Annotated in this window: 9 protein-coding genes; 5 read left to right on the plus strand and 4 right to left on the minus strand. The window is 55.3% G+C overall.

The features are described 5' to 3' along the window. Positions 1–16 precede the first annotated feature (16 nt). The 4 genes from FUA23_RS05415 to FUA23_RS05430 form a co-directional block, all read right to left on the minus strand. Positions 17–2,446 (minus strand): collagen-like domain-containing protein, encoded by a 2,430-nt coding sequence (locus tag FUA23_RS05415; RefSeq protein WP_187270900.1) that lies wholly within the window; start codon positions 2,444–2,446, stop codon positions 17–19. A 122-nt stretch (positions 2,447–2,568) separates the two neighbouring features. Next, entirely contained in the window at positions 2,569–3,138 is a 570-nt protein-coding gene (locus FUA23_RS05420) for a T9SS type A sorting domain-containing protein (protein ID WP_147929709.1), read from the minus strand. A gap of 517 nt (positions 3,139–3,655) precedes the next feature. Beyond that, positions 3,656–5,836: a sodium-translocating pyrophosphatase gene (locus FUA23_RS05425; RefSeq protein WP_147929710.1), complete on the minus strand. Its 2,181-nt coding sequence runs from the start codon at positions 5,834–5,836 to the stop codon at positions 3,656–3,658. A gap of 460 nt (positions 5,837–6,296) precedes the next feature. Next, on the minus strand, positions 6,297–8,378 hold the full coding sequence (locus FUA23_RS05430) for an alkaline phosphatase D family protein (protein WP_147929711.1): 2,082 nt from the start codon (positions 8,376–8,378) through the stop codon (positions 6,297–6,299). A 115-nt stretch (positions 8,379–8,493) separates the two neighbouring features. On the opposite strand from FUA23_RS05430, the gene FUA23_RS05435 reads away from it, so the two are divergent. The 5 genes from FUA23_RS05435 to FUA23_RS05455 all read left to right on the plus strand — a co-directional run bounded on the left by FUA23_RS05435 (position 8,494) and on the right by FUA23_RS05455 (position 15,197). Further along, complete coding sequence (locus tag FUA23_RS05435; RefSeq protein ID WP_147929712.1) at positions 8,494–9,888, plus strand: DUF819 family protein; 1,395 nt, start codon at positions 8,494–8,496, stop codon at positions 9,886–9,888. Positions 9,889–10,256: 368 nt separating this feature from the next. Beyond that, positions 10,257–11,504, plus strand: coding sequence for an efflux RND transporter periplasmic adaptor subunit (locus tag FUA23_RS05440; RefSeq protein ID WP_147929713.1), 1,248 nt, complete (start codon positions 10,257–10,259; stop codon positions 11,502–11,504). 66 nt (positions 11,505–11,570) lie between these two features. Continuing rightward, positions 11,571–13,109 carry a TolC family protein gene (locus tag FUA23_RS05445; RefSeq protein WP_147929714.1) on the plus strand — a complete coding sequence of 513 codons (1,539 nt, stop codon included), beginning with the start codon at positions 11,571–11,573 and terminating at the stop codon, positions 13,107–13,109. Between the two features lie 46 nt (positions 13,110–13,155). After that, positions 13,156–13,821 carry an ABC transporter ATP-binding protein gene (locus tag FUA23_RS05450; protein WP_147929715.1) on the plus strand — a complete coding sequence of 222 codons (666 nt, stop codon included), beginning with the start codon at positions 13,156–13,158 and terminating at the stop codon, positions 13,819–13,821. A 62-nt stretch (positions 13,822–13,883) separates the two neighbouring features. After that, a complete protein-coding gene (locus FUA23_RS05455) occupies positions 13,884–15,197 on the plus strand; it encodes an ABC transporter permease (protein ID WP_147929716.1) in 1,314 nt (437 codons plus the stop codon). Positions 15,198–15,241 lie beyond the last annotated feature (44 nt).

Consider the following 15,241-nt stretch of genomic DNA (forward strand, 5'->3'; position numbering starts at 1 on the left):
ACACCGTTCGTACCAGCTATACCTTGGTCACCCTGTGGGCCCTGAGGACCTTGGGGTCCCTGAGCACCCTGTGGGCCTTGTTCACCCTGAGGACCTTGAGCCCGTCAGCACCGTCGATTCCGTCAATACCGTTCGTACCAGCGATACCCTGGTCACCCTGTGGGCCCTGAGGACCTTGAGGTCCCTGAGCACCCTGCGGGCCTTGTTCACCCTGGGGACCTTGAGCACCGTCGGCGCCGTCCATTCCGTCGACACCATTGGTGCCGTTCGTTCCGGCAACACCTTGAGGACCGCGCTCGCCCTGTGGGCCTTGCGCGCCGTCTACTCCGTCAGTGCCGTTTGTTCCGGCAATACCTTGAGGACCGCGTTCGCCCTGGGGGCCTTGCTCACCTTGTGGGCCTTGCGCGCCATCTACTCCATCAGTACCGTTTGTTCCGGCAACACCTTGAGGACCGCGTTCGCCTTGTGGGCCTTGTTCACCCTGAGGACCTTGAGCGCCGTCAGCACCGTCGATTCCGTCAATACCGTTCGTACCAGCGATACCCTGGTCACCCTGTGGGCCCTGAGGTCCTTGGGGTCCCTGAGCACCCTGCGGGCCTTGTTCGCCCTGAGGGCCTTGAGCGCCATCGGCACCGTCCATTCCGTCGACACCATTGGTGCCGTTCGTTCCGGCAACACCTTGGGGACCTCGCTCGCCCTGCGGGCCTTGTTCACCCTGGGGACCTTGAGCACCATCGGCACCGTCCATTCCGTCGATACCATTGGTACCGTTCGTTCCGGCAACACCTTGAGGACCGCGCTCACCTTGTGGGCCTTGTTCACCCTGTGGGCCTTGCGCGCCGTCTACTCCGTCTGCTCCGGCAGGTCCTTGAGCGCCTTCGGGGCCTACAGGGCCCTGGTCGCCTTCTTCACCTTGTTCGCCTCGAAGGCCGCGAGCTCCCTGTTGTCCCTGTAAGCCCTGAACACCCTGAGGGCCTTGTTCACCTTGGGGACCTTGAGCTCCTTCCGGGCCAGCGGGGCCAACAGGACCCGCCGGGCCTTCCGGACCCCAGGGGCCTTGTTCACCCTGGAGGCCTTGCTCGCCCTGGGGGCCCTGCAGGCCTTGAGGACCTTGCTCGCCCTGGGCTCCATCGGCACCAGCAGGGCCAACATCTCCTCTTACACCCTGCGGGCCTTGCTCGCCCTGTGGGCCTTGTTCGCCCTGCAGGCCACGTAGTCCGGGTTCGCCTTGCAGGCCTTGCGGGCCCTGCGGGCCTTCAACGCCATCAACACCGTCTCTTCCGGCGGGACCAGCGGGACCTTCGGGGCCGCGTTCTCCCGGCACACCACGTTGGCCATCAGGACCCTGGGGTCCTTGATCGCCCTGAGGACCCTGGGGTCCTTCCGGTCCTTGAGGGCCCTGAGCGCCGTCTGTCCCTGAGACTCCGGCCGGGCCTTCTGGTCCTTGGGGACCAACATCACCCTGCAATCCCTGGGGGCCTTCTTCTCCCTGGGGTCCTTGAGGGCCTTCCGGGCCCTGAGGCCCCTCAACACCGCGGGGTCCCTGGTTACCCTGAATTCCCTGAGCTCCTCTGGGGCCAGGCAAACCTGGAGCTCCCTGAAGGCCTTGTTCTCCTGTTGTACCCTGTGCGCCGCGGGGACCACGTTCGCCAGTTGGTCCCTGAGGGCCCGTAGCACCATCGGCGCCATCGGCACCGTTTTCGCCAGCAGGCCCTTGAATTCCTTCAGGACCGCGTTCGCCTTGTTCTCCACGTGGGCCCTGGAGTCCACGAGGTCCCTCGGGGCCTTGCGAGCCATTTGCGCCATCCTGACCGGCAGGCCCCTGAGGGCCTTGAATCCCTGCCGGGCCCTGAGGGCCCTGTGCACCGTCAGTACCGTCTTGTCCGCGTTCACCGCGTTCACCCTGAATGCCCTGAAGACCTTGGTCGCCCTGAAGGCCACGAGGACCCTGGGGGCCCTGTGGGCCTGCATCACCATGATGACCGTGTTCACCCTGAATACCCTGAGGACCTTGCGGGCCTTGAGCCCCCTGGACACCTTGAGGGCCCTGAAGCCCCTGAGGACCTTGCGGGCCTTCAACACCGTTGAGTGCATAGAGCGCATAAGGGACAGCCCCCAGTTCTCTTTCGGTAAAGAGCGTCAGGTCGTCTTCAGTTGTAATCGTAGTTCTCAGATAGTATGGTCCCTGAGCCCAGTCAATCGTGAGGAGTTCTCCGTCAGCACCTACTTGTGCGTTTACGATGCCGAAGTCATTGGTTGTGGCATCGACCACTTCCACGTAGACGGTATCTCCCGGTGCTTCGATCATTACGAGAGCAAAGGATAGCATTACGTCTTCCTGGGCAAGAATTTCACCGTCAGGCGTGCGTATCGCCGCCTGATAATTTAATGCCCCGGTAGTTTGGGCATTCACGTCTACTGCCAGCAGCAGTAGAAATGAAATCAAGAGTAGTATTTTGTTGTTCATATTGTTGAAGTGTTGATAGTAAAATGTAAAAGCGTTATCTGTGCTGACACTACAGGAGTCGGCAGATTTAACGGCACACAGTGCTGTGTATAGCAGAATTCTTATTCTTTGATGACCATGATGGTGGAGAGCTGGTGAAGCCGGCCATCTTTAGTTATTCCCTGGAGGAAGTAATTTGCGTTAGGCAGGTCTTCAAGCTGGTTGATGGTAACCTGCTCTTGAGCATTTATACGACGGGTTACCAGAGTTCTTCCGTAGACGTCAACGAGCCGCAGTTCTCTGAAATCTTCGTAAAGCGGCCCCAGATCTACGGTAAGGCTTGATATCGTAGGGTTGGGATAAGCTTTCACCGAGACATCGACTACCTCCTCCGGAGCCTGAATTCCGGGTCTGTTCCCGAGGTTGTTCTCAACACCGAGGGAGCCTGGCTGATGAAATCCGACAGTGATAACGATGTCACCTTCTTCATAACCGATCATTGTTTCACCGAAACTGGCATCGACCTGAAGCTGCTGGGTAGTTCCTTCAGAAATGCGGGTAGATGTAGTGGCTACTGCTCCTACGAATTCTCTTTCGAGTATCAGCTGCGCATTCACGCCGGCAGTCATGGCTGCCAGCATAAGGCATGTGGAAAAAAGCCGTTTGAAGCTTTTGTAATAATTATCACGCATAGACATATTTGGTTTAAGTTCTAAAGCCGTGAGAACCCGCCTTGATGCGCGCAAAAGATCATTAACCAATCAGCGTGATGCTGGAGTGGCATTAAGTGAATAAAGGCGAAATGCCCCTAAGTTCACTTTTTACATGGACCAGGACACAAAAACCATGGTCGAACTAAAAAAAACGATTTTCAAGTGTTATCAATAGCAAAGTCTCATGATGTGAATATACGCCAAATAATATACCGCCACGACATCACTAGAAAGATTTCACTAAGATTTAACCTTCTAATTTATACGCCTTTATGTTGTTTCTGAGCTCTTGTCACCAAAAGATGTTAACACAAAACCTAAAAGGAGTAAAATACGGTTTCAGGGCGATGTTCAAAAAATTTACATTGCACCTGCGGCCGCGCAAAAAAAGAAATTCCAGGAAAAAATGCCTCCGTGGCACCTGTTCTCAAAGCAAATGGGAGAACGACCTTGCGATCATCCTCCCATTTACCGATTCAATTATCCATCGGAATTATTACACCAGGAACGGAGCAATAACGAGTGACACTACAGCCATGAGTTTGAGCAGGATGTTGAGTGAAGGACCGGAAGTATCCTTAAACGGATCACCAACGGTATCGCCCACAACGGCAGCTTTGTGCGGCTCGGACCCTTTGTGGTAGATGGTGCCCTGAACGGATGCACCTTCTTCAAACATCTTCTTGGCATTGTCCCAGGCGCCACCGGCATTGGACTGGAAGATGGCCATCATGACACCAGCGGAAGTTACACCGGCAAGGAGGCCACCGAGCATTTCGGCACCGCCAGCGAAGCCAACGACAACGGGAGTGATTACGGCAATAAGGCCTGGCATTACCATCTCACGGATGGAAGCCTGGGTAGAGATTTCCACACACTTTTCGTAGTCGGCTTTACCATCGGCAGCGTTGAAGGTGGCGAGGTCGGCGGCAGAGTACTTGGACGTGTCGTGTCCTTCGCGGCGCATTACTTCAAGGGCAGCTTTCAGTTCGGGGATGTCATTGAACTGACGGCGAACTTCCTGAATCATATCGTTAGCGGCACGCCCTACAGCCTCCATAGAGAAGGCAGAGAAGAGGAAAGGAAGCATAGCACCGAGGAAGAGCCCCGCGGTTACGTAGGGGTTTGCAATATCGATGGTAGTGATCTGAGCCGTAGTCATAAAGGCGGCAAAAAGAACAAGTGCAGTCAGGGCAGCAGAACCGATAGCGAAACCTTTACCGATGGCGGCTGTGGTGTTGCCCACAGCATCGAGTTGGTCGGTACGTTCACGTACTTCTTTTGGCAGTCCGGCCATTTCGGCAATACCACCGGCATTGTCGCAAATAGGGCCGTAAGCATCGATGGCCAACTGGATACCAGTGTTGGCAAGCATACCTACAGCAGCGATACCGATACCATACAGACCGGCAAAGTAGTAGGAGCCCATGATGGCGATACACAGCACGATAATGGGATAAGCGGTGGAGCGCATACCTACGGCGAGACCGGCGATGAGGTTAGTCGCTGCGCCCGTCAGGGACTGATCGACGATACCCTGTACCGGCTTGGTGCCCGTACCTGTGTAATATTCGGTGATGTAACCAATCCCGAGGCCTCCGGCCAGACCGAGAATGATGGCGTACAGCACACCCCAGCGGGTGTAACCGATGCCTTCAACCGCGTACTCGGCGGGAATCATGGTGTAAACAGCTCCTGCGGTACCCGCAAGGAAAAGAACAGCCGCAATCAATTCGCCGGTGTTGAGGGCTTTCTGTGGGTCACCACCTTCTTTCACACGGACGAAGAACGTACCGATGATAGAAGCGACGATCCCAATGCCAGCGATCACGAGAGGAAGCAGCACCGCACCGAGGCCGGAGAACTCACCGCCCGCGAAACCGGTGATGGTCATGTAACCGGCGCCGATTACCATCGTACCGATGATGGAGCCAACGTAAGACTCGAAAAGGTCGGCCCCCATACCAGCTACGTCACCTACGTTGTCACCAACGTTATCGGCAATAGTTGCGGGGTTGAGGGGATGATCCTCGGGGATACCTGCTTCTACCTTGCCTACGAGGTCAGCGCCAACATCGGCCGCTTTAGTATAAATCCCGCCGCCAACGCGGGCGAAGAGGGCAATAGAAGACGCTCCGAAGGAAAATCCGGTAAGTACGGAAAGAACCTTAAGTACTTCCTCTTCGGTTCCCATCCCAAACTGATTGGAGAACAGGAAGAAGAGCAGGCCGAGACCGAGCAGGCCGAGACCGACGACGCCGAGGCCCATAACTGCACCACCGTCGAAGGCAACGCCGAGGGCTTTACCAAGGCTGGTACGAGCAGCCTGCGTAGTACGGATGTTGGCCTTGGTGGCCACGTTCATACCGATGAAGCCTGCTAGAGCGGAACAAATAGCACCAATGATGAAGCTCACGGAAATCATCCAGTGAGTACCTTCGCTACTGTCCAGCGCAGCGGAAAGGCCAAGGATAGCCGCTACACAGACCACGAATATTGCGAGCACTTTATACTCCGCTTTGAGGAAGGCCATCGCACCATCGGCAATGTTTTTTCCGATACGCTGCATCAGTTCGTTACCGGGATCCAGCTTTGATACGCCAGCAGACTTGATGAACATGAAAATTAGGGCGAGGATTCCCAGAACAGGGACTGCCAGTAAAATAGTAGAAACCATAAATGATAAGAGATTTACTTGTTTAAGAAGATTGTTAGTCTTCGAAGTACAAGCGATCTAGATGGCCGCAGGGACGTATTTTAAACATTAGTTATTGCATGATCCCGTACGCTTCAAAAGGTCGTTGACCCGAAAAATCGTCCAAATGTAACCAATGAAGGTCTTTTGATCAAATTTGGCTCATCTTGCATTACGATACTTTTTAATCTGGCGAGGACGCAGGATGCAAATATTGTTTTTAAAACGAAACCACATACCAGATTTCGAGCTCCCCCGTCCGTTGCTGCGTCAGGCCACCTCAGAAAACAAAAAAGCATTCAACCGTCATGCCGCCAATCAAGACGCCGCTGAAGGTTGAATGCTCTGGTGTTGCCATCAGTAAACTCACTCTGCTCCTCCCCTGTCGGGCCGGTTCTTCTCTTGCAGAGTCATTTTATGTGGTACTTACTTTTTGTTCTTTTTATTTCCGGATAAGGACCTGAGTCGACTGATGATTGCCACTGGCAATCCGGTAGAAATAAGTCCCGGAAGGCAAGTCTGTGACCTCAGAGGCAAGCGTGTAAAGCCCGGCGGGCTTTCGGCTTTGCTCCAGCTTCTTCACAACCCTTCCGTTGATGTCAACAAGGCTGATGTTCAGGTCCATCGTTTTGTTGAGCCCGTAGTGGAGGTAAGCAAATTCGCTGGCCGGGTTAGGGTACACCGAAAGTACCCGGAAGCCAGGAAGCTGATCGGGGTTCGCAACCGCGCTAACGAGTGCCGGCGGAGCCAGCGGTGCGGGAACGTCCTGCACCGTCTTCGGGGCCGTTGGCCCTGTTGCTGCGTTGAGGTGGTTCTCTCCGTTGAGTGTGTACATTCCCCGCCCGAAACTCTCGTTGATACTGTCGGTCAGGATGGGCAGGTAGTGGTAATCAGCCTGTACGCTGTCTTCTTTGATGTCGAGGATGAAGTAGCCATGCTGCACCAATTCCACGTACTTCATGTGTGGGTTCGGGTTACCGAGGCTGATGCCCGGAGCTGGCACGATCGGGTTGTTGATCTGTGCCTGCAAGCCAAAAGCAGTTGCGGGATCGATATTTTCGTCGAAGTTGGCAGAGTTGATACTGGGTGTGGCAAACTCAACGGCTACCGAGCCTTCCCCCGTTGTGGGGTTGTAGTTGGGGCTCGGATCATAGAAAGGAAGCGTACCGACACCCGGCACCTCACGAAATTGAAGATCAACCGGAGGTTGAGCCACATCGAACGCAAAGCTGCTGTGAAAGTCTCCGGTAAGAAGCACTACGTTGTCGATTTCGTTGTCGGAGATGTAGTCAACCACCTCCTGACGCTCGGCGGGGTAACCGTCCCAGATATCAAGAAAAAGGTTTTCGGTTTGCTGAAACGAGGCACCGGTTGCAGCTCCGGCCCATCCTACGTTGAATTCAGAAAAAATAACCTGCTGGCCTACAACTTTCCACTTTGCGGCAGAAGAACTGAGTTGATCAAAGAGCCAGGACTTCTGTTCAGCACCAAGGATGGTCCGGTCAGCTGCGTAAAGCGCAGGATCTTCGATATCGTTAATCTGCTGATCCCGACCTTCAATCCGGGTATCCAGCATAATGAGGTCAGCAATGTCGCCGTAAGAGATACTCCGGTAAACCCGCTGTTCACCGTTATCGCGGATGGGCAGCCATTCGAAATAAGCTTTACGGGCACGGTTGAGCCGGTCATCCCAGTCGCCTTCGGTATCCGGCTGGTGGTTCTCGGCGCCCCCGCTGTACGCATCGTTGGCTGTCTCGTGGTCATCCCATACGGCGATGATCGGGTGTTGTTGGTGCAGACGCTGGAGATTCGTGTCCAGGCGGTAGGTAGAGTACCGGGCCCGGTAATCGAAAAGGCTGACGATTTCCGTAGACGGCTCAACCTGCCGGTCGGCCCAGATCGAGTCTGACCCGTACACGAAGTCTGCATATTCGTAGAGATAGTCCCCTAGGTGGATGATGGCATCCAGGTCAGTCCGTGCAGCGAGTGCTCCGTATGCATTGAAGTAACCCGCCTGGTAGTTGCTGCAGCTGACTACTCCGAACTTGAGGTGATCAACGGCGTCTGCCGTTGGGGTGGTTTTGGTTTTCCCGGTGAGCGAGTTGGCGCCGAAAGCGGTAAACCCGTAGTAATAGGTTGTTCCGGATTCAAGGCCGGTCACGTCGACTTTAACGGTGTAATCGCGTGATGAGCTGGTGGTAAAGCTTCCTGTGGCGACGATTTCCGTGAGTGCAGTATCGGTGGCCATCCGCCACTCCACACTCACCGGACTACCGTCCATCGTTTCGGGCGTTACGCGGGTCCAGATGATTACGCGGTCTTCGAGCGGGTCGCCCGAGGCGACCCCGTGAAAGAACGGAGCCAAACCTTCGTTGAAAGACTTAGCTGCCGCGTCACGAAAGGGACGGTCGTGCTGAATTAGTGTGCCTCCCTTCCCGAAGCTGTTGGGCTGGTCGGTCTGGGCGGAAGCACAAAAGGAAAAGAGTACCGCAACGACGGTAAACAGTGAGTAAAATGGGCGCAATTGGTTGGTTTTTTGAAGTAAACAAAGTGTGCCACAAAGGTCCCTTCAACTGGTTAACCAGATGTTGCGCACGGTTTAAACCTTTGTAATTCCGGCTAAGCACTTATTTTGCGGCATGGAACCCATTTTCACCAACGACGCCATCGTCTTCGGCCTTCTCATGGTTACGCTGGCCGTAATCTTCACCACTGCCAACAGCACAGCTTCCTTCTGGAAGAAGTTTTATACTTACGTGCCTACGCTCCTGCTGTGTTACTTCGTGCCGGCTCTTTTGCACTGGCCCCTGGGTTTGATTGCCTACGACTGGTATACGCCCGGGCTGGAAGAGGCACTCACCCAAATGGGCGAAACGCTGCCCCAGGGCTTGTCTTTTGGTGAAACGAATAAGTACATAGAAGATGTATTAGGCATGAAGCCCGCTGATTTCAGTGAACATAAAGGCCACAGCAACCTCTACTTCATGGCCAGCCGCTACCTGTTGCCAGCAAGTTTGATTCTGCTTTGCCTCAACATCGACATCAAGGGCATTATCAACCTGGGCCCGAAGGCGATCATCATGTTCCTGGCCGCCACGCTTTCCATCGTAATCGGCGGACCGATTGCACTGCTCATCATCACCAACCTGTTCCCCGACCTCATCGGCCTGGACCCCGATCAACTCTGGCGGGGATTAAGCACGATTGCAGGTTCATGGATCGGTGGAGGAGCAAACCAGGCGGCGATGAAAGAGATCTTCGAAGTACCCACCGGCATCTTCGGCCAGATGATTATCGTGGATGTGCTCGTAGCCAACATCTGGATGGGTTTCCTTCTTTTCGGAGCCGGTCGTGCCAATAAGATCGACGGAATCCTGAAAGCCGACAACTCAGCCATTACCGAGCTCACCAAAAAGGTGGAAGCTTACGCTGCGCAGGTCAAGCGCGAACCTACTTCGCTTTCCTCCTTCCAGATGATCGGCGTTGCCTTCGGGGGCGTTGCCCTCGCTCACCTCGGCTCCGACATCATCGCTCCTTTCTTCGACCAGTACTCCGACACCCTGGAAGCCTGGCGACTTACCACCCTCAAGAGTGGTTTCTTCTGGCTGGTCGTAATCGCCACAACGGTCGGATTTCTGCTCAGCTTCACGCCCGCCCGTAAGCTGGAGGGCGTAGGCGCCAGCCGTTGGGGCTCGGTCTGCATTTACATCCTCGTCGCCACCATCGGAATGCAGATGAACATCGGCGACATCTTCAGTAACCTCGGGCTTTTCGCCATCGGATTGATCTGGATGCTGATTCACGTCATCATTCTCCTGTTCGTAGCCTGGCTCATCAAGGCACCGTTCTTCTACGTTGCGGTTGGTTCGCAGGCCAACGTTGGTGGTGCCGCTTCGGCACCGGTAGTGGCCTCGGCCTTCAGCCCCGCGCTGGCCCCGGTGGGGGCAATTATGGCGGTCATCGGTTACGCCCTGGGTACTTACGGAGCGTTGCTGTGTGCTTACCTGATGGAGGTAGCAGCGGTAGGAGGGTAGGTGCTCAGTCCCTCTGATTACTTTACCGTTGCACCCACGACTACCCGCACAATCTCCCGCGGGCATTTGTACCGCAGCGGTAGGGTGTCCCCTAATCCTCTGCTGACAAAATAAGCCAGTCTGCCATCCCGCCATTCCAGAAAATTGTTTCGGTAGAAGAACTTTCCAAAGTCGAGGTTACAATGGACTTCTGACGGTCAAACCGAACCAATCAGAAAAGCATACCCGACCCGAATCTGACAAGTTAAGCCAACATCAAAACCGCACACCTCCTGTTCAAAAACGAACACATTCCATATTAAAAAATACGTATTCAGCTAAAAAACAGCGCACATTTTTTTTGGCACGTTTCTGGCTGAGCAATTGGCATGGATCGCAAAATCGACAAATCTGCCATTAATAGAAAGCGCAACGGGCGCATCCTGAAGTGGACGTTACTTTCCGTCGCGGTAGTAACTCTTGCGTGGTTTGGCCTTAGGGCATTGCGGCCCTCGGCCGACGAGGGCAACCTGCGCTTTGCAATCGTTGAGACCGGAGACGTCCTCAACACCATCAACGCAACAGCGCTGGTATTGCCCGCTTTCGAAGAACAGGTTAACGCCCCCGTGGCCACTACCATTAAGGAAGTGATTCTGACGGCGGGGACGCAGGTGCAAAGCGGGGATATCCTGCTTCGTCTCGACCGCGAGTACGTCGGTCTTCAGCTCGACGGACGGCGCGACCAGCTGGCACTCAAGGAGAACAGCATCGGGCTGCTGCAACTGGAATACGACAGGGACCTCAAAGAACTGGGCTTCGATGCCGAGATCAAAGAACTGCAACTTGCCGAAGCCGAAGCCCGCCTGGGCGATGCCCGCCGTCTCCTGAAAGTTGGCGGCGCAACCGAAGAAGAGGTTGAAGCTGCAGAACTGGCCGTGAAGATCACCAGGCTTGAAGCCGAAAAGCTGAACAATCAGCTCGCTTACAGCCGCAACAGCCTCGCTGGCCGCGAGCGGAAGCTGCAACTTGAAGTCGGGATGGAAGAAAAAGAGGTTCAGCAACTGAGCCGTAAACTCCGCGAAACCGACGTCCGGGCACCCCGTGCCGGGGTGGTTACGTGGGTAAACGAGAACCTCGGCCAGCAAGTTGCCGAAGGCGCGCCTCTGGCGCGCATCGCTAACCTGGGTCGCTACAAAATTGAAGGCTCCTGTTCAGACCGGTACGCCGAGCAACTCTCAGTTGGCATGCCCGTCGAACTACGTCTGCCCAAAGCAAAACTCTCCGGTATCCTGACCGACATCCTCCCCGAAGTAACCAACAACACCATCCGCTTCCGGGTGGAGCTGGACGACTCCTCCGACGAAAACCTGCGCCCCAACCTCCGCGCCGAACTGAACGTGATCACCGACAAGCGTGAAGGCGCCCTGCGGGTTAAAAACGGACAGGCATTTCGGGGCGGCAAGCGGCAATCGGTATTCGTGGTACGTGGCAACGAAGCCATCCGGACAGAAATCCGAACCGGCCTCCGCAACGGAGACTTTGTCGAAATAGAGAGCGGGCTAAAGGCCGGCGATAAGATCGTCATCTCCGACACTGAAGAATACGAACGAATGAGCAGTTTTCAATTAAGTCAATAACAACGCTCTGTTCCCCGATCCATCCAGACAAGACGAGGCCGGTTCCCCCCCCCTAAAGAAAAGACAATGAATAACCACAAATTACCAGCGTTGCTTCCCGAAACATCCGCCTTCCCCTTCATTACTCCGGGAAAGGAAGGTAGCTTGATGGTGAAAATACTCCCGGTGATATTTGCCCTGCTCTTTTCAACCGTTTTTTGCACCTGCGTTCGCGCCCAGGAAACCGTCACGCTTGAAATGCTTCAGGAGCAGGCCGCCGCTTCAGCTATCAATGTGCTTACCGCGCGCCAGCAACTGGACGCCGCAAAACTGGAGCTGGACGCTTACGGCTTTGGCCTGAAGCCCCGCTTAGACCTGGTTGCCAACTTCCCTAACTACTTCCGCACCAGCAGCGAGGTTTCTCAGGACGACGGTACCGTTGCCTTCCGCGAAGTAGAACTCAACAACTCTTTTGTGGGCCTGTTTGCCAGCCAGCAGATCGCCTCCACCGGAGGAACCATCAGCCTGGAAAGCCGCCTGCAACGCACCGATAATTTTGTGCAGGACAATAAGTTTTACAACGGCTCTCCATTGCGTCTTACCTACCGCCAGCCCATTTTGGCGTTCAACGCCCTGAAGTGGGATCGCAAGCTGCTGCCGCTGCAGGTAACGGTGAACGAGCGCGAGCTTACCGCCGCCCGGGCCGGTGCGGCCCTGGAGGCTACCGACCGCTTCTTCGACCTCGTCTCGGCCGATCAGGAACGCCGCATCGCCGAAGTGAACAAGGCTGCCAACGAGCAACTCTATACCGTTGCGCAGGAACGATACGAACTCGGCAAAATCAACCGTGGAGACCTGGTACAGCTCCGGCTCGAACTTACTAGTGCTGAGCAAAACCTGCTGCGGGCCCGGCGCCTCGTTGGTGCAGCCTCTGCGGCCATTTACCGCCTTCTGGGAAAAGCCTACGATATGATTCTGCTGCGCCCTGAGCTGCCCGAAACAGAGGTAAAAACCAACATCGACACCAAACGGGCGCTTTCCTTGATGCAACACCGCCGACCGGAAATTCTTGCCGCTCAACAGCAAACGCTGGAAGCAGAACGGGAAGAAGACCGCGTCCGGCGGGACCTCGGCCCGCGGATCGACGTAGAAGCAGGCTTCGGCTTTGTGCGCAACGACGAAGAACTTTCCCCGATCTATTCGGACCCTAAGAACGAACGGATCCTAAGCGTCAACCTTACTCTGCCAATTCTGGATTGGGGTGAGCGCAAAGCGCTCACCAAACGCGCAGCATCCGCACGTGACCTCGCCGAGGAGGTCGCCCGCCGTACGGAACTGGAATTGGGTACAGAACTCGTTCAGTTGCTCGAACAGTGGAAAACGGTACAGGAAGAACTTCGCCTGGCTACCCAAATAAAAGACCTCGCAACCGAACGCTTCGAGATCAGTAAAGAGAGCTACGAACTGGGCGCTATCCCCCTTTCTCAACTCACCCTGGCCCAGCAGGCCCGGGACCAGAACACCCGGGCCTACGCCAGTACGCTGCGCGCCTACTGGTTTACTTACGCACAACTGGCCCGGCTTACGCTCTGGGACTTCATAAACGATAAGCCGTTAGGAGACTAGCTCCGGTTCTTCAATTCTTCACTCCTGGTTTACAAATTCAACCGCCATGATAGAAATACAAAACGTTACCAAAGCCTACCGTACCGACACAATCGAGACCATTGCGCTGCATAACATGAACCTGTCCGTTCCGAGCGGTGAGTTCCTGAGTATTATGGGGCCCTCGGGCTGCGGTAAATCCACGTTGCTCAACATCATGGGCCTGATTGACGAGCCAACCGAAGGCACCGTCAGCCTTGCCGGGAAGCCCATTACGGGCTACAACGGTAAGCAGATCGCCCGCTTCCGCAACGAGCAACTCGGCTTCATCTTCCAGAGCTTTCATCTCATCAACGACCTTTCGGTGGTCGACAACGTGGAGTTGCCGCTGCTGTACCGCAAAGTGGGTGGCAAAGAGCGTCGGCGGCTCGCACTCGAGGCACTCGCGCACGTGGGCCTCAGCAACCGGGCCACGCACTTTCCCAACCAACTTTCAGGCGGGCAAAAACAGCGCGTCGCCATCGCCAGAGCGATTGTTGGCCGCCCCAACATCATTCTGGCCGATGAGCCTACGGGGAACCTGGACAGCCACATGGGCGACGAAATAATGGACATCCTTCTGAAACTCAACGCTGAGCTGGGCACCACTATCGTGATGGTAACCCACGACGAGCGGATGGCCAAGAAAACCCACCGGTTGGTACGCCTCAGCGACGGCGAGCGGGTGAGTTGATATGCGACAAACAACATGTGATATTTGATACGCGATTTTGACTACCACCACAATTAGCCGCCATGTTTAAGAACTATTTACTTCTCTCCCTGAAGGTCCTGAAGCGCAAGCCGTTCTACACCTTCATCAGCCTGTTCGGCATCAGCTTCACGCTGATGATCCTGATGCTGCTGACCTCGCTCTTCGATGCAACCCTGGGCGACAACCAGCCCCTGACACACCGTGACCGGCTGGTGATCGTCCCCATGCTTGAGCGCACCCGTACCGAAACCGATACGATCATGAAGATCGACACGCTCGCGACCAGCTACGACACCACCTACACGTACGAAGATGACATCGTCTCGACGTCTAACGGGCCGATGAGCTACAAATTCGTAACCGAGAACCTCACCAAACTCGAAGAAGCAGAACACTACGCCTTCTGGAACGATGGCTACCATCAGGATGGCTACCTCGACGGACGTAAGTTTTCCTTCGGGGCCTACTACGTCAACGCTGGCTACTGGGATGTTTTCGACTTTAAATTTCTGCACGGCAGCCGGCTCAACGAACAGGACGATGAGGGTGCAAACAAAGTCGTAGTCATTACCGACAAAGCGGCGAAAACCTACTTCGGGGAAGCAACCGCCAGCGTAATCGGGCAAGAGATGCAACTTGGTGCGGAGACCTTCCGGGTGCGGGGTATTGTTGCCCGCCCGTTGTCTGACAGCCCGATGTTTGCGGGCGATGTGTTCTTCCCCATCACCAGGGTAGACCAGCGGGAAATTGACAGCGATGACGTGAGCGGCGGGTTTGGCGCCGCCTTTCTCACCTCCACCTCCGGGCGTAGGGAGGCCCTCAAAAACGAACTCACCTTCCTGGGCGACAACTACGATATGTCCGGCGTCGAGTTTTACGACAAGATGCGACTGTTCAACGCTACCTTCTACGAAGGCTACGCCCGGGGGATCCTGCAAGAAGAAGACGGTAGTAAAGCCCTGCGGCTGCTTTTTATACCGGTAGTTCTGCTTATCCTCCTCTTTGTGGCTTTACCGCTACTCAACCTGGTGAACCTCAACATCAGCCGGGTTTACGAGCGGAAGGCTGAGATAGGAGTCCGGAAAGCATTCGGTGCCAACGGCAGCGATATCCTGTACCAGTTCATTTTCGAGAACCTCGTCCTGACCTTCATCGGTGGTGTAATCGGGGTCCTGCTGGCCATTGCTCTGATCTCGTACGTGAATACCAATGATTTGCTCGGGATTACCCGCCTGTCTTATTCGTACGAAGTCTTTTTCTACTTCCTGGTTGTAATCGTTCTCTTTGGTTTCCTTTCAGGAATCCTGCCGGCCTACCGGATGAGCAGAACCAACGTAGCCGATTCGCTGCGCTAGGGAAGCAGGCAGCCAGCCCCCTCGGCTACCAGTTCCTGATGCAC

Source organism: Neolewinella aurantiaca (assembly GCF_008014675.1).
GTDB lineage: Bacteria > Bacteroidota > Bacteroidia > Chitinophagales > Saprospiraceae > Neolewinella > Neolewinella aurantiaca.

Bases quoted from the DNA above. Each gene is read 5' to 3' on its own strand.
- FUA23_RS05425 (WP_147929710.1), bottom strand. From the start codon at position 5,836: ATGGTTTCTACTATTTTACTGGCAGTCCCTGTTCTGGGAATCCTCGCC.
- FUA23_RS05450 (WP_147929715.1), top strand. From the start codon at position 13,156: ATGATAGAAATACAAAACGTTACCAAAGCCTACCGTACCGACACAATC.
- FUA23_RS05455 (WP_147929716.1), top strand. From the start codon at position 13,884: ATGTTTAAGAACTATTTACTTCTCTCCCTGAAGGTCCTGAAGCGCAAG.
- FUA23_RS05420 (WP_147929709.1), bottom strand. From the start codon at position 3,138: ATGCGTGATAATTATTACAAAAGCTTCAAACGGCTTTTTTCCACATGC.
- FUA23_RS05440 (WP_147929713.1), top strand. From the start codon at position 10,257: ATGGATCGCAAAATCGACAAATCTGCCATTAATAGAAAGCGCAACGGG.
- FUA23_RS05445 (WP_147929714.1), top strand. From the start codon at position 11,571: ATGAATAACCACAAATTACCAGCGTTGCTTCCCGAAACATCCGCCTTC.
- FUA23_RS05435 (WP_147929712.1), top strand. From the start codon at position 8,494: ATGGAACCCATTTTCACCAACGACGCCATCGTCTTCGGCCTTCTCATG.